Below are 20,219 nucleotides of genomic sequence, written 5' to 3'. Positions count from 1 at the left end.
CCGGCGAGCACGCAGATTCAGAGGTCGAGGGCCGGCCTGCTCAGCGGCAGGAAACTGGTTCCTCGGGAATTGGGTTCGAACGTTCAAATCGGGGCATAGGCGCGAATGCCCCGGCAATGCCGCCGGATAAAGGCAGATTGATTTTTGTAACCAGACTGCGATAAGAACCATTTACTATTAGGATCATTGGGAGGGTTCACGCTTTGGTTTTCTCAAAATTGGGATTGACCGCCGCGCTGGCGGTGACCCTGGCTGTTCCGCAGCAGGCCCCGGATACGCCGATCATCCGGATGAACGTCGAATTGGTTCAAGTGGACGCAGTCGTCCACGATGGCAAGGGACAGCCTGTGACCAATCTGACGGCGGAAGATTTCGAGGTAAAGCAGGACGGGAAGGTCCAGAAGATTACGAACTTCTCCTACGTGGCGGAACCGGGCCAGGTGCTACCGGCGCCCACGGTGAAGCGGGAGAAGGGGACTGTGGCGCCGCCTTCCGTGAAATCGAAGGAACTCAGTGCCGGTGAGGTACATCGGACGATGGCGCTGGTCGTCGACGATCTTGGGCTGGCCTTCGAGAGCGTACTGCGGGCGAAGGAGGCAATGCTCAAGTTCGTGGACGAGCAGATGCAGCCCGGCGACCTGGTGGCGGTGCTACGAACCGGCCAGAGTGCGGGCACACTGCAGCGGTTTACGACCGATAAGCGAGTGCTGAAGGCAGCGATCCAGCAGATCAAATTCAACTTCCAGACTCGGGTGGGCATGGATTCCTTGGCTCGCATTTACGACGAGAGGTCGGGCCGAGAGTTGGGCGGCGGCAGCGGCGGCCGCGGCGCGGCCGCAACCAGGCAACCTCCGCCTGGAAGGAACGATGATCACACCAAGGATATGCAGGAGCAGGCCGACAACCGCGAGCGCGACCACATCGCCTCAGGGACGCTCGGGGTGTTGCGTTATCTGGTGCAGGGGATGCGGCAGATGCCGGGGCGGAAATCCGTGCTCATTTTTTCCGAGAATCTTGCGTTGCGGCAGAATGACCTCAACAACAGCGGCGTCCAAGATCGGATTCGATCCCTAACCGATTTGGCGAACCGGGCTGGTGTGGTGTTTTATTCCCTGGATCCACGCGGACAAATGCCCTTGGGACTCCGCGCAGAAGATCAAACAGGGGCGGCTTTTGACGTTCCGAACCCGCGCGGACGGCAATCTCCACTTGAGGCAAGGCAGCAGGCCTACCAGGATTCGCGAGTTGGTTTGAGTTTCCTGGCGGTGGAAACGGGCGGATTGTATCTTGATGGATCGAATGACCTTCCGGGGCTTCTGCGGCGGGCCACCGATGACCAGGCCGGCTATTATCTGATTGGCTACCACCCCGAGGCAGGTACCTTTCGCACTGGCAACGAGAAGGTCAAGTATCACGACATCAAAGTACGGGTAAAGCGGCCCGGGCTGCAGGCGCGGTCGAGAAACGGTTTCTACAGTATGCCGGAGAGCGCAGCGGCGGCTGGTCCGAAGACACATGGCGAACGGGTGGTGAACGCCCTGGTCTCGCCATTTGCCTCGAACGAGATCGGTGTCCGGTTAACTTCCCTTTTCGATATGGATCCGGCGAACGGACCGTCGGTCTTTTCCATGCTGCACATTGACGCGCGGAACCTGCGCTTTGAGGTCGAACCGGATGGCCGGCACAAGGCGGCGATCGACGTGGTGACTGCGACCTTTGGCGAGGATGGAAAGTTGGCCGAGAGCCGGACGGGCTCGTTCACGCTGAGGGCGAATGAGGCGCGGTATCAGCGGCTGATGGAGAATGGCGTCATCTTCACCATCATGCAGCCTTTGAAGGAGACAGGACCTTTCCAGTTGCGGGCGGTGGTGAGCGACCCTGCCGGAGAGAAACTGGGGTCGGCCACGCAGTTTATTGAGATTCCGAACTTGAAGGACGGCCACCTGGCGCTCTCCGGCATCATGCTGATGGCTGCCTCCAGCGAAGCGGTGCAGAAGCTGACGGGGAAGGAAAGCGGCGACGAGGATCCAGCCCAGTCTTCGCAGGGAACAGCGGCCATCCGGCATTTTCGCAGGGGCCAAAAGGTCACGTATGGCTACAAGGTGCTGAATGCAGCGCTGGATTCGAAGACGGGCGAGCCCCAATTGGTAACGTCGGTCCGCCTCTACCGGGACGGCCAGGAGGTATTTCACAGCGATCCGCGTCCACTAGGGGTGGCCGGTGCGAAGGACAAGTCGAGATTAATGGTGGGCGGGGTGCTGCAGTTGGGCCCGCAGTTCCAGTCTGGAGACTACGCCCTGCAGTTGGTGGTGTGGGACAAGCTGGCGAAGGGAGACCGGAGCGTCGTCTCGCAGGCCATCGATTTTGAGCTGGAGTGACCAGCGCCGGGCCGTCGCGCCGGGGTTCGCTAGAACGGCGGGATCGAAAGGGCGGCGGACGGCTTTACGTTGACTTTGAAGTGTTGGGACCGGCCCTGGCGGCGGGCCCGTTTCTTCATCCAGTCGTTCATTTCGCCAAGAGATGCGAAGAGGCCGGCAAAGCGCGGGTCGTAGCGATTGGGGGCACGGCGGCGGCGGTTGAAATCGCGGGCAGTGAAGACACAGCCTGCCGCAATGACCGCGGCACCCATCGGCCGGTACTCGTGTGTGCCCTGGGCAACGGCCTGATTTTCCTCAATCCAGAGCGCGAAACCCATGTTAGCGGAGGCCTCCGGGATCGAGCAGCCAGGCGGAATTGTGCTGCGTGAAGCCGATGTGGGGGTAGTAGTCGACCGCCTTGGGAGCGGCGAGGAGGACGATGCGGCAGGGGGCCGCTTCGTGGACCTTGAGAAGGAGTTCCTTGCCGATGCCCTGGCGCTGGATGGACTCGCGGACGCAAAGGTCGCTGCAGTAGGTGACGTAGGCGAAGTCAGTGAAGCAGCGGGCGGCGCCGGCGAGGGTGTCGCCTTCCCACGCGGTGACGAGGAGGTTGGCGTGGTCCAACATCTGCTGGATTGTCTCTCGATGGGCGACGGGCCGCCGTTCCCCAAGAGTAGAGGCGTTGAGCAGTTCGATGTACTCGTCGGGTGTAAGACGCCGGTCTGTGCGGTACTCCATTCTACGTATTATCGGGCATGAGGGGCGGGCTGTGTCACAGTCGCCGGCCCGGGGCCGGCTATTCCGGCGACTGCCGCACGATGGTGACGGGGCCGAGCAGGCCGGACGGCAACAAGGGCGAGTCGGCTGGATAGAAGACCTGTGTCGTATAAGTGATCTTCTTCGCGCCGGCCTGCTGGTCGCCGATCAGGCGGTTGACCCACAGGTTGGCGACCCTCACTTCGAGGGTGTTGGCGCCGGGCTTGAGGGCGGTGGTGACATCGACCCGGAACGGGGTCTTCCACACGATGCCCAGTGATTTGCCGTTGACGAGAACCTCGGCCAGGTTCTGCACGTTGCCGAGGTCGAGCCAGAGCCTCGCGCCCTTCTGGAACCAGGCGGCTTGGGCCTGGATGGACTGGGTATATGTTCCGGTTCCTGAGAAGTACTTCACTCCGGGATCGGAGTTCTCGGTCCAGGAGGCCAGACGGTCGAGGGTGGCCTTCTCCGGCGCGCCGCGGCCGGGCTGGAAGGCGATGGACCAGGGGCCGTCGATGGCGGTCAGGTTGGTCTCCACCAGTTTGGGGATGGTGCGGGCGGGCGTGGAGGCGGCTTTGCGGAAGACAACGAAGACGGCGTCGTTGGGTTCGAGGCGGAGCGGAACGGTGGTGTGTCCGGCGGCGATGCTGTACGAAGCCGGAGTGATTGCTCCGGTGACCGGGTGCCAGATTTCGGCGGCCTTGCCTTCCACACGGAAAGTGGCGTCCAGGGTTTCGACGCGGTTGTTGCGGTTGTTCACCCAGTAGACTTCGCCGTCGGCCAGTTTGCGGTGGACGAAAAGCAGGTTGGTATCTGACTGGGGCTTGGCGGATTCGAAGTCAGGCGTGACTTTCAGGGCTTCGAGCGCGGCGGCGACGGATTGGCCTGCGTACACTTTGCCTTTGCCTGCCGCGCGTTCGCCCGTGCCGGAGCCCCAGAGTTGGTCGACGATGTTCTGGAACTCGGCGGCGTTGCCGCTGAGGCTGGGGGTGGAGACGGGCTTGGGGCCCACGACGCTGGCGCCGGCGTGGACAAGGTCGCGAATCTTGCGCAGGACCGGCAGCGACATGTGCGTGCTGTTGGGGTCGAGCGCGAGGACGCGGTAGTTCATGCCGCTGGGCGTGGTGAGGTGGCCGGCCGTGCAGTGAAGCTGGGTGAGTAGCGCATCGACGCTGAAGTAGTCGAAGTTGTAGCCCGCGGGGATGTCGGGGGCCTTGTTGCTGAAGAGGGCGGTGATGTTGGAGTCCTCTCCGTAAAAATAGGCCACGTCGGCGGCGAACTTGCCTTGCTGCAGCATGTAGGAGCTGCGGGCGAGGTAGGTGGTCCAGGGTTTGGCCATCTCCGCCCAGGTTTCGTGGCGGGTGAACCACTGGCCGAAAGGCCCGAGGCCGAGACCGGGGATTTTGTCGTCGACCGGCTGGTGAACCGACGTATGGATGACGAAACGGTTGAGGCCGTTGGCGAGTTCCTTATCGGCGGTGGGCTTGAGCTTTTCGGGCGACCAGGCCCAGGCGGAGCCGATGGCGGTAAGGGACTCGGCGGCTGCGATGTTCTGGCCATAGATGTGGGCGACTGAGGCGGACTCGCGGATGTCGGCGTTGTAGCCGAACGATTCGCCGGTCTGGCCGGGCCGCGGGGTCCACATGGCGCTCATGGGCACGTCGGCGTGGCGTTTCATGTCCATGCCGTCGCCGATGAAAGCGCGGCCGGACTCATGGGCCTCGGTGTAGCGGCCCATGCCGCGGGCCTTGAGCGAGGCGCCGAACTGGTCGTAGTGGTATTCGGCCATGAGGTCGCCGATGGTTTTGCGGAAGTCCCAGAGGAAGCTGTCGGAAGCCTCGGCGCTCTCTACGACTCGCCCGGTGAGGACAGGCAGCCAGGGATGCGGATCATAGCCGCGCCGTTTCGCGAATTCGGACAGGATCTCGCCGGTCCAGTTCTGGGCGCCTGCTTCGTAGCTGTCGATGACGACATACTGCAGGCCCCGCTTGCCCATGAGCCCGCCGGCGGCGTCCTTGTACTGATCGAGGTAGTTGTCGGCGTAAGCTTTGACGAAGCTGCGATTGAGTTTGTCGACTTCGAGCCCGGTGGCTTCCGGCGAGGCGGGGTGGTTGGTAATGCCCAACAGGGAGTAACCGATGCGGAGGATCGTCCAGCGACCGGCGGGCGGGGTCCACTCGAGTGTGCCGTCGGGACGCATCTTGGAGGTGAGGTCGACGACGTTGGCCTTGGCGACAGCGTCTGCCGGGGCGACAGCTGGAGTGGCGAACTGGTAGAGCGTGGGTACGGTGGAGAAGGCGGCCTTTTCCTGGAAACGGTTTACGCGCGCTCCCGGGTGGAGGACCAGTTCCGCGATGCGATGGGCGGTGGGCGCGGCCGGGGGCCGTCCACCACCGAAGTTCATGCTGGCGCTGCCGCGCGACGACGGCTGCGGGGTGCGGAAGGTGACGCGGAAGTACTTAGCGGTCACGGGCGCGAACGAGATGGTGTTGGCGACAGAACGGCTGACGGGAATGGACGCGGCGCGGGTGAACTGTTTGCCGTCGTTGCTGGATTCCAGGTTGAGGCCCGTATCCGAAGCCATCTCGCCGAAGGGGTTGCGGGCGGCGGAGAGCAGGACCAGGGTGAGAGCGCGAACGGTTTGCGGCTGGGCGAATTCGAACTGGATCCACGCCTGTTCCCCTACCGGGGCCATGGGGAGTTCGGTTCCCTTGGCGAGATCCCCGTCGGTGAGGCCGAGCAGGGTGAAGTCGCCGCCGCTGGACGTCACGGCAGGCTGGAGTTCGGCGAGCGAGACGTCCGAGGTGGCCAGGCGGTAGGCGACGACGCTGCTGTCGGCATAGAAGTCGGGCGGGCGCTGGGGCGCGGCGGAGCCCATCATGCCGCCACCCGTCGCGCGCGGAATGTTCTGGTAGGGTCCGGAGACGGAGGGGGGTGCGGGCAGTTTGCCGACGAAGGGCCGGCCGCCTTCGAGGATCGTCTCGCTCCAGACGAACTTCTTCATGGCCTGGGCCGGTGGAACCCAGGGGCCTCCGCTTTCGCTCCATCCGGGCGAGCCGGCGATGGCCATTTCGAGGCCCAGCCGGTCAGCCTGGGTGACGGTGAAGCGAAAGGCATCCTTCCATTCCGGGGTCATATAGACCAGTCGCTTGTCCACGATTTGGGGCGTGGCCAGGGCGGCATCGAAGTTCTGGAAGCCCCCGATGCCGATGCGCTTCATCCATTCCAGGTCGGCCTGAATGCCGGGCTTGGTGATGTTTCCGTTCATCCAATGCCACCAGACGCGCGGTTTGGCCGAATCGGGCGGGGTTTGGAAGCCGCGTTCAAGCGGATCGGCGGTGTTGGTTGCGGGACCCTGTGCTGAACTTCCGGCGACGAGGCAGAGGAGGAGGGGGGCGAGCGCTTTGATCGTTCCTGACATGTCGGAGTACCTCCGGACGACATGAGACACAAAACTGAACTGGATTGGGTATATCACAATCAGACAGGGAAGTCCGATTCGCGGCTGTGTGGTTGGTTTTGAGGGGGCGGCGGCGAGGCGGGGCCAAAGGGTGCGGATGCTATGATTGCCTGAGATGGCGCAGTCCCCCACGGCCCGGAAAGCCCAGAACAACTACCTGCTGATCATCCTGGACAGCTGCCGGTATGACTCGTTCGTGAGAGCGCGTCCGAAAGTGATGCGCAGTCTGGGCAAGGTGGAGAAGCGATGGTCGTATGCCTCGTGGACCTCGCCCTCGCACTACAACCTGCTGATGGGGTTGCTGCCCCACACGAGCCCGAAGCATGTGTACGCTTCGGAGTACTACAAACACGACATTCTCCGCTATAACGAGCGGTTGGGCGCGGAAGACATCTCGTTCCGGTCGCTGGTGCCCCGGCTGAACCTGCCAACGTTTCTGAAGGACTCCCTGGGCTACAAGACGCACGCGATGGTGTCGCTGCCGGTGTTGAATCCGAAGACTCCGCTGAATACAGGCTTCGACAGCTACCGCCTGATGGACAAGCACAATGACATGCGGGCCATGGTGCATGAGTTGCGGTTCCACGAAGAGCAGCCCACTTTCTACATCCTGAACGTCGGGGAGACCCATTACCCGTACGCGCTGCCGCAGGAGCCGCCAGACCAATGGCCGCGCATCTCCGGTGTGCACGGTGTGTTCAAACACCTGGATGACGAGGTGGTGGGCGGCAAGTTGCTGAAGAAGAAGGACAAGTTCTTCGATGACAAGAAGCTGGCGGAATTGCAGGCGCGGCAGATCAAGGCTGTGAAGTATATCGACAATGTCGTGGAAGAGATGTTCGACCTGCTGCCGAAGAACACCTATGTCACGATCACGGCGGATCATGGCGAGTTGTTCGGGGAAGATGGCTATTTCGGCCACGGTCCGATATTCCATGAGAAGGTGTTCGAAGTGCCGTTTGTCGAGGGCAAGCTGAGATGATGAGGCGGCGCGGGTTGATCCCGGCGCCGGCCCGCAGGCTCAGCAGTTCGACCGCAACCTGGATCCTGTTGGCCCTGGCTGTGGCCGCGGTGTGTGCGCCGCCGCCCATGCCGGGCGCCGGGTGGGGGTTCGCCTATGTCGGGCCGGGCGCGGGCTTCGCGTTCATGGGCTCGCTGCTGGCGATGATCTCGGCGTTTTTCCTCACCTTGCTGTCCCTGGTGGCCTGGCCGGTGCGGCTGGTCTGGAGCCTGGTTCGCCGGCGGCAAGGATATCGCAAAGCGCGGGTCCGCAAGCTGATCTTCCTGGGCCTGGATGGGTTGGACCCGGTGCTGACCGAACGGTTCATGGCCGAGGGCAAGTTGCCGAACCTGGCGGCGTTGCGCGACAAGGGCAGCTACCGCCGCCTGCGAACAACTTTCCCCTCGCTTTCGCCCGTCGCGTGGTCGACGTTTGCGACGGGTGTGAATCCGGCGCGCCACAACATCTTCGATTTCCTGAACCGCAATTTGAAGTCGTATCTGCCGGAGCTGTCGAGTTCGCGCGTATCCGGTCCGGCGAAGGTCCTGAAGCTGGGCCGCTTCCGGATTCCGCTGTCGAACCCGATGGTGGAGATGCGGCGCAAGAGCCAGACGTTCTGGAAGATTCTGGGCGAACACGGCATCGGGTCGACGATCCTGCGGGTGCCGATCACGTTTCCGCCGGAAGAGTTCAATGGCCGGTTGCTGTCGGCGATGTGCACGCCGGACCTGCTGGGCACACAGGGGAGCTTTACGCAGTTCACGACGCGCGTGGCCGAGGCTACGTATGAGAGCGGAAGCAGGTATCCGCTGGAGCGCTCGGGTGAGGGATTGCGCGGCGTGCTGCGGGGGCCCGCGAACTCACTGGTGGAGGGCGGGGCGGCGATGCAGTTGCCCTTTGAACTGCGGCCCCGCGGTGGCGCGTATGAGTTGGAGATCGACGGGCAGAAGCACGCGCTGAAGCCGGATGAGTATTCGCCCTGGCTGCAATTGGCGTTTCCAGCGGCGCTGGGCGTGAAGGTGCGCGGCATTGCCCGGGTGATGATCACGGAAACGACGCCCGAGTTCAGCCTGTATGTGACGCCGATCAATATTGATCCCGAGAATCCGGCGTTGCCCATCTCGCACCCGTCGTACTACGCGACGTATCTGGCGAAGCTGCTGGGCAGCTATGCGACAGTCGGCATGGCCGAAGATACCTGGGCGTTGAACGAAGGCGTGATTGACGAGGACGCGTTCCTGTCGCAGGCGTATTCGATCCAGGAAGAACGGGAGGCGATGTTCTTCAATGCGCTGGACCGCACCAAGCGCGGCGTGGTGGCGTGTGTATTTGATACCAGCGACCGGGTGCAACACATGTTCTTTCGTCACCTCGACGGGCGCCTGCCGGCGGGCCGGCATACGGCGGTGATCGAACAGTTGTACCAGCGGATGGATGCCCTGGTGGGCCGGGCGATGCGCTATGTGGATGACAAAACCGCCATTTTCGTGTTGTCGGATCACGGGTTCCGGGCATTCCGGCGCGGGGTGAACCTGAACGCCTGGCTGCGCGACAACGGCTACCTGGCGATGCAGCCGGGCTATGAAGGCGACGGCGCGTATCTGCGAGGGATCGACTGGAGCAGGACGCGGGCTTACACCTTCGGGCTGGCCGGCGTGTATGTGAACCAGAAGGGCCGGGAATCGAACGGCGTTGTCGAGCGCGGCGCGGAGACGGCGGAGTTGTGCCGGGAGCTGACTGAGAAGCTGCGCGGGCTGTGCGATCCGGCGGATGGCGCGGTGGCGATCCAGCAGGTGTACACGGCGGGGAAGATCTACAAAGGGCCCTATTTGAATGCGGCTCCGGATCTGATTGTGGGCTTCAGCGACGGCTACCGCAGTTCGTGGGACGCGGCGCTGGGCAAGACCAGCGAAGAGATCTTCTCGGATAACACGAAGGCGTGGAGCGGCGATCACTGTATCGATCCGGTGCTGGTGCCGGGTGTGCTGTTCTCGAACCGTGCGGTGGACGCGATGGATCCGGGGATTGAGGACATGGCTCCGACGGCGCTGCACCTGTTTGGCGTGGCGAAGCCGGCGTGGATGGAAGGGACGGCTGTATTCGGTGTGGTGCCCGAGGCGCAGGGATGAGACCGGGCTGGCTGTTGTTGGCGGTGGTCCTGGGCTGTTGGGGTTGCAGTGCGCCCAAAGAAAGAGCGAAGCATCCGCGGATGATTGTGCTGGGCGTGGACGGCATGGATCCGGTCTTTGTCGAGAAGCATTGGGCGCTGCTGCCGAACCTGGACCGGTTGCGGCGGCAGGGTGGATTCCAGCGCCTGGCGACGACAAATCCCCCGCAGAGCCCGGTGGCCTGGTCGGCCGTGATTACGGGCCTGGATCCGGGCGGGCACGGGATCTTCGACTTCGTACACAGGGACGCGGCGACGATTACGCCTTACTCTTCGATGGCGGAAGTGCTGGAGGCCCGGCGCACGTTCGCGCTGGGGCCGTGGATCCTGCCGCTGGAATCCGGCCAGGTGCGCAACCTGCGGCAGGGGGCGGCGTTCTGGACTCTGCTGGGCGCGCACGGGGTGCCGGCGCGGATCCTGCGCATGCCGGTGAACTTCCCTCCGGTCGAGTTTCCGGGGGAGAGCCTGGCGGGCATGGGTACGCCGGACCTGCAGGGCGGCTACGGGACATTCACGACGTTCACGTCTGAGCTAGGGGCGGTAGAGCGGACGGTACCAGGCGGCCGGATTGTTCCGGTGAAGATGCAGGGGCGGCGCGCGGTGTTGACGGTGGAGGGGCCGGTGAACGGATTCCGGCGCAGCCATCCACTCTCGACGGCCGAACTGACCGTGGATGTGGACGAGGGTACAGGTACGGCCTTGATTTCCGCCGGCGGGCAACGGTTTGCGCTCCGCGCCGGGGAGTGGTCACCCTGGTTCCGGCTGGAGTTTTCGCTGCTGGGTCCGGCGGCCAAGGCGCGCGGCATCGCGAGGGTTCTGCTGCGCCGGGTGACGCCTTCGCTGGAAGTTTACCTGAGCCCCGTGAATATGGATCCACGGGAACCGGCCCTGCCCATCTCCACGCCCAAGGAGTTCAGCGGGACGCTGGCTGGTGCGGTGGGTCCTTTCTACACGCAGGGGATCGCCGAGGATACGTCGGCGCTGCGCGCGCACTCGCTGAGCCATGCGGAGTTCCTGCAGCAGGCCGGGCAGGTGCTGGACGACAACATGGCTTTGTTTCGTCATGAGTTGGACCGGTATGAAGATGGGCTGATGTTCTACTACTTTTCGAGCATCGACCAGCACGCGCACGTGCTGTGGGGCCGCTATGACGAGGAGTTGGCCCGGATCTATCAGCGGGTCGACGAAGCGGTGGGGCTGGCGATGGCGAAACTGGGTTCGGATGGGACGCTGGTGGTGATGTCGGATCACGGCTTCTCGACGTTCGACCGGGCGGTGCACCTGAATTCCTGGCTGGAACAGGAAGGACTGCTGAAGCTGATCGACGGCAGCAAGCGCGGGGATGAGGAGTTGTTCGCGAATGTCGACTGGTCGCGGACACAGGCTTACGCCCTGGGGCTCAACGAGATCTACCTGAACCTGGCGGGCCGGGAGCCGAATGGGGCGGTCGCTCCGGGTGAGGATAGCCAGGCGGTGTTGCGGAAGATCAGCGAGCGCCTGCTGGCGCTGAGGGATCCGCAGACAGGGAAGGCTGTCGTGAAGGCGGTCTACACGGCGGCGCAGGTGGCGACGGGCAAGCTGCCGGGCTACGCGCCGGATCTGGTGGTGGGGTACGAGCCGGGCTACCGGGCGAGCTGGCAGACCGCGTTGGGCGCGGTGCCGGAACGGATCATCGTTCCAAATGAAGAGGCGTGGCTGGCGGATCACTGCATCGATCCGGAGTTTGTGCCGGGCGTACTGTTCACAAACCGGAAGCCGGCGCTGGAGAAACCACATCTGCGCGACGTGCCGGTGACGATCCTGAAACAGTTCGGAGTGGCGGTGCCCGCGGCGATGACGGGCCATCCGATGTTCTGAGAGACTGGGGAAATTGTTATGTTTTCAACCTCGATCAAGCTGAAGAAAGAGCTCGCGGAGCGGGTCAAGCGATGCGCGGAGGCGGGCGGGTATTCGTCGGTGCAGGAGTTTGTGGAGCACGTGCTGGAGCGCGAACTGGCCCGCATCGAGACCTCTGATTCCGACGAGGAGATCGCGAAGAAGTTGAAGGGCCTGGGTTACCTGGATTAGCGCGGATTCATGCTGGTGGAGTGGATCAATCTCGGCTTGAGCCGCCTGTTCGACGCCTATGCGGCGTTGACGGGCGGGCTGCCGCCTTGGGTGAGTATGACTCCGCTGGCCGTGTCGGCCGCGCTGGTGATGCTGTTCGTATTCCGGCATACGTCGAGCCCGAAGCGGATTGAGCGTTCAAAGAGTCTGCTGCGCGCGTACCTGATGGAGATGCGGCTGTTCTCGGACGAGCCCGCGTTGGTGTTTGGAGCGCAGGGAAGGCTTTTACTGGCCAATGCCGGGTATCTGTTCTGGATGGCTGTCCCGATTGCTTGCGCGAGCGTCGCGCTGTGGCCGCTGCTGGCGCAGATGGAACGGTATTACGGGCAGAGTCCGCTGAAGATCGGGGAGACGGCGCTGTTTACGGTCCATCTGGACCGGCCCGTGGATACGGGCGGCAGTACGCCCCGGTTGGTTGCGCCCGCGGGGATCGAAGTAGAGACGCCGGCGGTCCGGGTGGAAGCTGAGCAGAGCGTAGTGTGGCGGATCCGGGCCACTGGCGAGAGCGCCGGAATCCTGCGGGCGGAGTTTTCCTGGGGCCAGGTGGAGAAACGGATTGAGACTGGCGGGCGGCGGCGTCCGGTGGATGCGCGGCGGGTGGCTGCCGCGATGAGTCTCTGGTTGCATCCGGGCGAGAGCCGGCTGCCGGATGGCCGGGTGGAATGGGCCGAGATTGAGTACCCGTCCGCTGAAGTGCCGCTGTTCGGTCTGTCGATGCACTGGCTCTGGGCGCTGATGCTGATTTCGATGCCGGTGGCGCTGTTGTTGAAACGGCGCTTCGGTGTGGTGTTCTGAGGTGGGACAGGCGATGAATCCGGCGGTTTTCTACTGGCGCAGGGCATTGTGGTGGGGCCTGGTGTATTGGGCCTTCTACGGTGCGGTGGAGTATGCGCTGGCGGATGCGGTTTCGGAGTGGCTGCGGCCGGAGGGCACGGTGCCCTACCCGGAGTACTGGCTGGCGGGCGTCGAGGCTCTGTTGGTCTGGTTGGTCTGCGGTCCGCTGTTGTCGGCGGCGGGCGCAGGGATCTGGTTTCTGGCCGGGCAGCCCAGGAACGCGGAAGAGGCGGAAGCACGCATGACGCGCAGCGCCGGCCTCACGGTGCTGCTGGTGTTCGGGTATGTGCTGGCGCGGCGGTCGCAAGGGCTGGTGCCGACAGTGCTGGCGCTGGCGGTGCCGGCGGGGCTGATTGCCGCGGGGTTGGTGGCCGGGTGGAGCGCACGGTGGTCGCGCTGGACCTGGTTCCTGATGAATCCGGTGACGCTGACGGTCGCTGTATTGCTGCGGCCCTGGATGTACTTCTACGTCCTGCCGAAGGGCAATGCGCTGGTCCAGATTTCGTTTTCGTCGCTCGCGTTTCTGGCCGTGCTGGCCCTGTCGTGGCTGCTATTCCGGGGCAAGCCGGCGGGCTGGGGTTCGCGATTCGCGGTGACTGCATCGGTGTGGATTGTGGCGGCTGCGGTGGTGCTGGGGTTTGGGCTGAGGGCCCGGGTGTCGCTGCCGGGACCGCCGGCGGAAGGCGCACAGGCCGGGCGTCCGAATGTCATTCTCATCACCCTGGATACGGTGCGGGCGGACCATCTGCACCTGTACGGGTATCCAAGGCAGACGACCCCGCAATTGGAGGAATTTGCACGGCAGGCGACGGTATACAGCGGCGCGATTTCGGCGGCGGATTGGACCGCGCCCAGCCACGCGACGATGATGACGGGCCTCTACGCACTGCGGCACGGTGTGCGGTATGACTATCCGGACGTGCGGCTGGGGCACATTCCTCAATCGGCGCCGACGCTGGCCGAGACCCTGCAGCACTATGGCTACCGGACGGCCGCCATAGTGGCGAACAAAGCCTACCTGGCTCCCGAGATCGGGTTCGGGCGCGGGTTCGACCTGTACCGGGTTCCAACGACTCCGGTATCGCTGGAGACCAGCCGGATGCCTTCCGTGTTGCGTTCGACGCGGCTCCACCTGATGGGGATCAGTGGTGCGGACACGCCCTATGTGCCGGGCGCTAAGATCGCCGACGAGGTGGGTAAGTTGCTGCCCAAGTGGAAGCGTGGCCGGCCGGAATTCCTCTTCCTGAACCTGATGGACGCGCATTGGCCCTACAACCCGCCACCGCCCTTCAAGAACCGGTTCATGACACCCACCAAGGACCGGACCAGCGCGGAGTTCTACGAAATCGTGAAGCTTGTGGACCAGGAGAAGCGGGTGGTGACGCCCCAGGAGCGGGAAGAACTGGTGGCTGCCTACGACTCCGGGATCGCGTATGTGGATCACGAGTTGGGCCGGCTGTTCCAGATGTTGCGGGCGAATGGGCTGTTCGACAACTCGCTGATTATCGTCTCGGCGGACCACGGCGAGGTCTTTGGCGAGCGGTCGCTGATGGAGCATGGGGTATCGGTGTACCAGGATCAGGTGCATGTGCCACTGATTGTGAAGTATCCGGGGCAGAAGGCGAGGCAGGACGTAGCGGTGACGGTGAGCCTGGTGGACCTGTTTCCAACCGTGCTGGACGTGCTGGGCGCGCCGGTGCCGCGGCGGCTGGCGGGGATCACATTGCGCAAAGCCGACAAGCTTGCGGCGCGGCCGGTGTATGCGGAGTCGTATGCGCTGTGGCAGAAGTGGGGCGTGGAGGAGCGGTTCATCGATGTGGAGCGGGCCGTCTACCTGGGCGGGCTGAAAATGGTGCTGACGACGAAGGGCCGGCGGGAGTTGTACGACCTGGCGGCGGATCCCAATGAGACGCGGGACGTGCAGGGCAGCAAGCCGGAGCAGGCGGCGCAATTGGAACGGCTGCTGAGGACGTGGCAGCAGAACTACATCAAACCGGGCGACCAGGAGCTAGGGATGGGCCAGGAAGCGGTGGACCGGCTGAAGTCGCTGGGCTACGTGCAGTAAGGCGAGATCAGGCGGAGCGGCCGTCCAGGCGGTCGACTGCGTAGCGCAGCACCTGGCCCACGCAGGCTTCGACGGCGTTGAGGTCCGTGCGGCATTCCACTTCGGGTTCGACAGGCGGCTCATAGGGATCGTCGATGCCGGTCATGCCTTTGAGTTCCCCGGTGCGGGCCCTGCGGTAGAGCCCTTTGACATCTCGCTGCTCACAGATAGCAAGCGGCGCATTTACATAGATCTCTATGAAGTTGGCGATGCGCGCGCGCACTTCGCCGCGGATGGCGCGATAAGGCGAGATGGCGGAGACGATGGCAACCACTCCGTTGCGGGCCAGCAGTTCGGCGACAAAGCCAATGCGGCGGATGTTCTCGTCACGATCTTCCTTGCTGAAGCCGAGGCCCTTGGAGAGGTGTTTTCGGACGATGTCGCCGTCGAGCATCTCGACGCGGTAACCCAGGTCCTTGAGGCGCTGGTGAATGACGACGGCGAGGGTGCTCTTCCCGGAGGAGCTAAGGCCCGTGAGCCAGAGGACCCCGCCCGCATGGTCGCCAGGACGGCTGAGTGTCGAAGGGCCGGCCGGCTGTTCCGCTGATTCGATGATGCCGGCGGCAATAGTGCCGTTGGATACCGGGTCCACCAGAATGAAGCTGCCGGTAGCGCGGTTGGCGGTGTAGGGATCGCAGTAGATGGGCCGCTGGGTTTCGAGGGTGACCCGTGCGATGTCGTTGAGGCCGAGCGCTGAACTGGGCTCGAAGCGGAGGGTGGCGACATCAAGGGCGGCGTCGACGGATGTGATCTCGGCGCAGACGGTCTGGGTGGTGTGTTTGAGCAGGTAGGCCTTGCTGCTGCTGAGCGGGTCCGAACTCATCCAGAAGAGGATTGCCTTGAGATGGCGCGTGGACGCCGGAGGATGGAGCGGGTCGACGATCATGTCGCCGCGCGAGAGGTCGACATGTCCGTCGAGCGAGACGGAGATTGACATGGGCGTGGCGGCGGAGGAGAGGGCCTCGTCGCGCAGCCGGACCGAAGCGACGCGCTGGAACTTGCCGGATGGCAGCAACAACACCTGGTCGCCGGGCTGGACTGAGCCGCCGGAGAGCTGACCGGCATAGAAGCGGTCGCTATTTGCGCCGCGCAGGACGGCCTGCACCGGCAGGCGGAGTCCGGAATGATGGGCCGGAGGGGGCTGAACGGTCTCGAGGTATTCGAGCAGGGTGGGGCCATCGAACCAGGGCATGCTGGCGCCGCGGTGGACGACGTTGTCGCCCTGAAGCGCGGAGACCGGCAGGAAGGCGAGTTCGAGGGCAGGCAGGCCGGAGGTCTTCTGGAGCAGCGCGGCTCGAATGGATTCAAAGATGGACTGGTTGAACCCGACTGCGTCCATTTTGTTGACTGCCACGCAGATGCGGCGGATGCCGAGCAGCCAGGAGAGATAGGTGTGGCGCAGGGTCTGAGGCAGGACACCGAGGCGGGCGTCGATCAGGACAACCGCGACATCGGCCGTGCTGGAACCCGTCACCATGTTCCGGGTGTACTGCTCATGGCCCGGAGTGTCGGCGATGATGAAGCGGCGCCGCGGCGTGGAGAAGTAGCGGTAGGCGACGTCGATCGTGATGCCCTGCTCGCGTTCGGCGCGCAGGCCGTCGGTGATCAGGGCGAGGTCCAGCCCTTCGCGGGAGACGCGCCGGATGGAATCGAGTTGGTCGTCGTAGACGGCGCTCTGGTCGTGGAGCAGGCGGCCGATGAGCGTGGATTTGCCGTCGTCGACGCTGCCGATGGCGGTGAAACGGAGGAGGGTGGATTCCATGGCTAGAAGTAGCCCTCGCGCTTCTTTAACTCCATAGAGCCTTCCTGGTCGTGGTCGATGGCGCGGTTCTGGCGTTCGGAGTGGCGCGTGGCCTGCAACTCGGCGATGATTTCGGGCACGGTTGTGGCCGTGGATTCGACGGCGCCGGTGCAGTAGGTGCAACCGAGGGAGCGCATGCGGCACACGCGCTCTTCCACGTGCTCGCCCGCGAGCAGTTCGAGGTCGTGCTCCAGGGGGATGAGCGCGCCGCCGCGCACGACGACGGGCCGGGGTTTGGCGAAGTAGAGCGGGACGACGGGAATCCGCTCGGCCTCGATGTACTCCCAGACATCGATTTCGGTCCAGTTGGAGAGCGGGAAGACGCGCATGCTCTGGCCCTTGTCGAGGCGGCTGTTGAAGAGATTCCAGAGTTCGGGGCGCTGGTTGCGAGGATCCCACTGGCCGGCCGCGTCGCGGTGGGAGAAGATGCGCTCCTTGGCGCGGGATTTCTCCTCTTCGCGGCGGGCACCGCCGATGGCGGCATCGGCGTCGAGCGCTCGCAGGGCTTCGAGCAAAGCCCGGGTCTTGAGCTGGGCACAGCAGCGGGACGTGCCGAGGCGGAACGGATCAACAGGAGCGTCGATGTACTCCTGGGAACTATGGACGCGGAGGTCCAGGCCCTGTTCGCGGCAGAACCGGTCGCGGAATTCGATCATCTCACCGAATTTGTAGCCGGTATCGACGTGGAGCAGGGGGAACGGGACAGCCGCGGGATGAAAGGCCTTCTGGGCCAGGCGGACGAGTACGGAAGAGTCCTTGCCGATGGAGTAAAGCAGGACGGGCCGCTGGAACTCAGCGGCCGTCTCCCTCAGGATGTGTATACTCTCGGCTTCCAACCAGCGCAGGTGTGACAACCGCGTCATGAACGAACCGCTTTCGTACTGCTCAGGCGACTAGTGGCCTTCGGCTTCCAGGAATCTTTCGGCTTCGATGGCCGCCTTGCAGCCGGCGCCCGAGGCGGTGATGGCCTGGCGGTAGATGCGGTCTTCCACGTCTCCGGCATGGAAGACGCCGGTGATATTAGTGCGGGCGCCCCCATGGCTGATGATGTAGCCGTCTTCGTCAAGGTCGAGCTGGCCGACGAAGGGTTGTGTGTTCGGAATGTGCCCGATTGCAAGGAAAAAGCCGTCGACCGCCTGGGTCCAGGCTTCGCCGGTCTTGGTGTTCTTCAGCTTAACGGCTTCGACGTAGCCCTTCTCGATGTCGAGCACGTCCTCGACCACGGTGTTGGTGAGCCACTTGATCTTCGGGTTCGCCTTGCAGCGGTCGAGCATTATTTTGGAGGCACGGAACTCCTCGCGGCGGTGGACCAGGGTGACCTCGTCGCCGAAACGAGTGAGGAAGTTGGCTTCCTCCATGGCGGAGTCGCCGCCGCCGATCACGATGATTTTCTTGCCTCTATAGAAGAAGCCGTCGCACGTGGCGCAGGAGCTGACACCGTGGCCGATGAGTTTCTGCTCGTTGGGCAGGCCCAGCCAGCGGGCGGAGGCGCCGGAGGCGACGATGAGGGTGCGGCACTCGTGCCATTCGTCGTCGATCTTCAGGCTGAAGGGACGCTTTGAGAGGTCGGCCTCCTCGACCTTGCCGGAGACGTATTCGGCACCGAAGCGGATGGCCTGCTGCTTCATGTTTTCAACAAGTTGCGGCCCCATGATGCCTTCCGGAAACCCCGGGAAGTTCTCAACTTCGGTGGTGATGGAAAGCTGGCCGCCGGGCTCGTGGCCGGCAATCACGAGGGGGGCCAGGCCCGCCCGGGCGGTATAGATAGCCGCGGTATTCCCCGCGCAGCCTGAGCCGATGATGATAACGTTCCGCATGCAATGTACCTGGAAATCCCATGCTATCGCAGTGGGCGATAGAATACCTTGCAGCATGAAGATCGCCTCCTTCGCCGCCCTGGCCCTGCTGGCCGCTACGTCAGTGTCGTTCGCCCAACCTTCCCAGCCGCCGCTTTCCGCGGAAGAACGCACCCGCTGGTTCCGCGAAGCCAAGTTCGGGATGTTCATTCACTGGGGTGCCTACTCGGTGATCGGGCGCCACGAGTGGATCCGGACCATGGCCCAGATCCCGCAGGCCGACTACGACGTGTACGCCAAACAGTTCAATCCAGTGAAGTTCAACGCCGATGCCTGGGTGGATCTGGCCAAGAACGCCGGGGCAAAGTACATGGTGATCACGTCGAAGCACCACGACGGCTTCAGCATCTACCGCAGCCAGGTGAGCGACTACGACGTGGAGACGACGCCCTACCAGGGCGACCCGCTGAAGCAACTGGCGGCCGCGGCGAAGAAGAAGGACATGCGCCTGGGCTTCTACCACTCGATCATGGACTGGCACCATCCTGACTACCGGCCGCGCCGTTCGTGGGAGTATCCGAAGAACTACAAGGAAGGCGGCAACAACAACCGGTATATCGACTTCATGAAGGCCCAGTTGAAGGAGCTCCTGACGGGTTATGGCGACGTGGCGATGATCTGGTTCGACGGCGAGTGGGAGCACACCCTGGCGGAGGCGAAACGCGACGACGAGGTCTACGACTTCATCCGCGGCCTGCAGCCGAACACCTTGATCAACGACCGTTTGTATGAGCGCAAGCCGGGCAATAAGGCCGACTTCGGCACGCCGGAACAGTACGTCCCGGCCACTGGCTTCAAGGATCCCAGCGGCAAGCCGATCCTGTGGGAGGCGTGCGTCACGATCAACAACGACTCGTGGGGCTACAACAAGTATGAAACCGAGTTCAAGACGGACCGGGACCTGATCCGGATGCTGGTGGAGGTGGTGAGCAAGGGCGGCAATCTGCTGCTGAATGTAGGGCCAAAGCCGGACGGCACGATTCAGGACGAGTTTGTGACGCGGTTGAACGCCATGGGCCGCTGGATGAAAGTGAACCAGGAGTCGATCTACGACACCACGGCGAGCCCGTTCGAGCGCATGTCCTTCTTCGGACGCGCGACCACCAAGGGCAATAAGCTGTACCTGCACATCTTCGACTGGCCCAAGGACGGCGTGCTGCGCGTCGCGGGCTTGCGGAATCTGGTGCACTCGGCGCAGCTGCTAGCCGATCCGTCTCGCAGAATTGTCTCCAAGCGCGATGGCGACGACATTCTGCTGACGCTGCCCGGCGCTGCTCCGGATGAGATTGCGAGCGTGTTGGAGCTGACGCTGGACGGGGCTCCCGTGACGGTGCCGTTCGCCAACCGGCCGGATGCGAAGGGGCTGATCAGCCTGGGTGTGGAGTCGTGCGAAATCGAGACCGAGTTCGAGCAGCGGGCGAAGAAAGAGAACGCGCTGGGCCATGTGTTTCTGACACGCTGGACACGCGACAAGGACGTGCCTTATTGGAAGGTGGAAGCGCCCAAGGCCGGCCGCTACCGCGTGGAGGCCTTCTATTCGTCGAGAAAGGCCGGAACGCCGTTCACCGTGGAAGCCGGGCCGGCCAAGTTGACAGGCTCGTCGATCAACTCAGGCGGCGATTGGGTGTTCAAGTCGCAGCCCCTGGGTGAGCTGGAACTGAAACAGGGCGCCACGGAAGTTCGTGTGCGGCTGGATACGAAATCCGGCGGCACGATTAACCTGGAGCGGCTGGTGCTGCATCCGGCGCAGTGAAAAACGGAACTCCCATAAGTTGATT

14 protein-coding genes are annotated in these 20,219 nt (G+C 63.7%); 8 read left to right on the top strand and 6 right to left on the bottom strand.

Annotation, left to right across the window (positions count from 1 at the left end):
* Positions 1-203: 203 nt before the first annotated feature.
* Complete coding sequence (locus IRI77_RS19255; protein WP_194446664.1) at positions 204-2,378, top strand: VWA domain-containing protein; 2,175 nt, start codon at positions 204-206, stop codon at positions 2,376-2,378.
* A 29-nt stretch (positions 2,379-2,407) separates the two neighbouring features.
* Here IRI77_RS19255 and IRI77_RS19250 read toward each other — a convergent pair whose 3' ends face one another.
* The 3 genes from IRI77_RS19250 to IRI77_RS19240 are packed head-to-tail and all read right to left on the bottom strand — an operon-like array spanning position 2,408 to position 6,534.
* A complete protein-coding gene (locus tag IRI77_RS19250; protein ID WP_194446663.1) occupies positions 2,408-2,695 on the bottom strand; it encodes a hypothetical protein in 288 nt (95 codons plus the stop codon).
* Between the two features lies 1 nt (position 2,696).
* Positions 2,697-3,095 (bottom strand): GNAT family N-acetyltransferase, encoded by a 399-nt coding sequence (locus IRI77_RS19245; RefSeq protein ID WP_194446662.1) that lies wholly within the window; start codon positions 3,093-3,095, stop codon positions 2,697-2,699.
* 58 nt (positions 3,096-3,153) lie between these two features.
* Positions 3,154-6,534 carry a glycosyl hydrolase gene (locus IRI77_RS19240; protein ID WP_194446661.1) on the bottom strand — a complete coding sequence of 1,127 codons (3,381 nt, stop codon included), beginning with the start codon at positions 6,532-6,534 and terminating at the stop codon, positions 3,154-3,156.
* A 154-nt stretch (positions 6,535-6,688) separates the two neighbouring features.
* On the opposite strand from IRI77_RS19240, the gene IRI77_RS19235 reads away from it, so the two are divergent.
* From IRI77_RS19235 to IRI77_RS19210, 6 genes are read left to right on the top strand one after another with little or no spacing between them, the layout of a single operon-like run.
* A complete protein-coding gene (locus tag IRI77_RS19235) occupies positions 6,689-7,555 on the top strand; it encodes a sulfatase-like hydrolase/transferase (protein ID WP_194446660.1) in 867 nt (288 codons plus the stop codon).
* The gene (locus IRI77_RS19230; protein ID WP_228486207.1) at positions 7,552-9,702 is read left to right on the top strand and encodes an alkaline phosphatase family protein; all 2,151 of its coding nucleotides are present in this window, start codon (positions 7,552-7,554) and stop codon (positions 9,700-9,702) included. The genes IRI77_RS19235 and IRI77_RS19230 overlap by 4 nt, the downstream gene beginning before the upstream one ends.
* On the top strand, positions 9,699-11,597 hold the full coding sequence (locus IRI77_RS19225; protein WP_228486206.1) for an alkaline phosphatase family protein: 1,899 nt from the start codon (positions 9,699-9,701) through the stop codon (positions 11,595-11,597). The genes IRI77_RS19230 and IRI77_RS19225 overlap by 4 nt, the downstream gene beginning before the upstream one ends.
* Positions 11,598-11,615: 18 nt before the next feature.
* Positions 11,616-11,807, top strand: a complete 192-nt coding sequence (locus IRI77_RS19220) for a ribbon-helix-helix protein, CopG family (protein WP_194446659.1) — start codon at positions 11,616-11,618, stop codon at positions 11,805-11,807.
* Positions 11,808-11,816: 9 nt separating this feature from the next.
* Complete coding sequence (locus IRI77_RS19215) at positions 11,817-12,641, top strand: hypothetical protein (RefSeq protein WP_194446658.1); 825 nt, start codon at positions 11,817-11,819, stop codon at positions 12,639-12,641.
* A gap of 13 nt (positions 12,642-12,654) precedes the next feature.
* Positions 12,655-14,745, top strand: a complete 2,091-nt coding sequence (locus tag IRI77_RS19210; protein ID WP_194446657.1) for a sulfatase — start codon at positions 12,655-12,657, stop codon at positions 14,743-14,745.
* A gap of 7 nt (positions 14,746-14,752) precedes the next feature.
* Here the strand turns inward: IRI77_RS19210 and cysC are convergent, their stop codons facing one another.
* The 3 genes from cysC to trxB are packed head-to-tail and all read right to left on the bottom strand — an operon-like array spanning position 14,753 to position 18,402.
* A complete protein-coding gene (cysC, locus tag IRI77_RS19205; RefSeq protein WP_194446656.1) occupies positions 14,753-16,546 on the bottom strand; it encodes an adenylyl-sulfate kinase in 1,794 nt (597 codons plus the stop codon).
* A gap of 2 nt (positions 16,547-16,548) precedes the next feature.
* Positions 16,549-17,448 carry a sulfate adenylyltransferase subunit CysD gene (gene cysD / locus IRI77_RS19200; RefSeq protein WP_194446655.1) on the bottom strand — a complete coding sequence of 300 codons (900 nt, stop codon included), beginning with the start codon at positions 17,446-17,448 and terminating at the stop codon, positions 16,549-16,551.
* Positions 17,449-17,478: 30 nt separating this feature from the next.
* Positions 17,479-18,402: a thioredoxin-disulfide reductase gene (trxB, locus tag IRI77_RS19195; protein ID WP_194446654.1), complete on the bottom strand. Its 924-nt coding sequence runs from the start codon at positions 18,400-18,402 to the stop codon at positions 17,479-17,481.
* Between the two features lie 55 nt (positions 18,403-18,457).
* Between trxB and IRI77_RS19190 the strand changes: the two genes are divergently transcribed.
* Positions 18,458-20,194, top strand: a complete 1,737-nt coding sequence (locus IRI77_RS19190) for an alpha-L-fucosidase (protein ID WP_194446653.1) — start codon at positions 18,458-18,460, stop codon at positions 20,192-20,194.
* Positions 20,195-20,219: the final 25 nt, after the last annotated feature.

The organism is Paludibaculum fermentans, assembly GCF_015277775.1.
Classification (GTDB): domain Bacteria; phylum Acidobacteriota; class Terriglobia; order Bryobacterales; family Bryobacteraceae; genus Paludibaculum; species Paludibaculum fermentans.
This window is presented reverse-complemented; position numbering and strand designations above follow the sequence as displayed.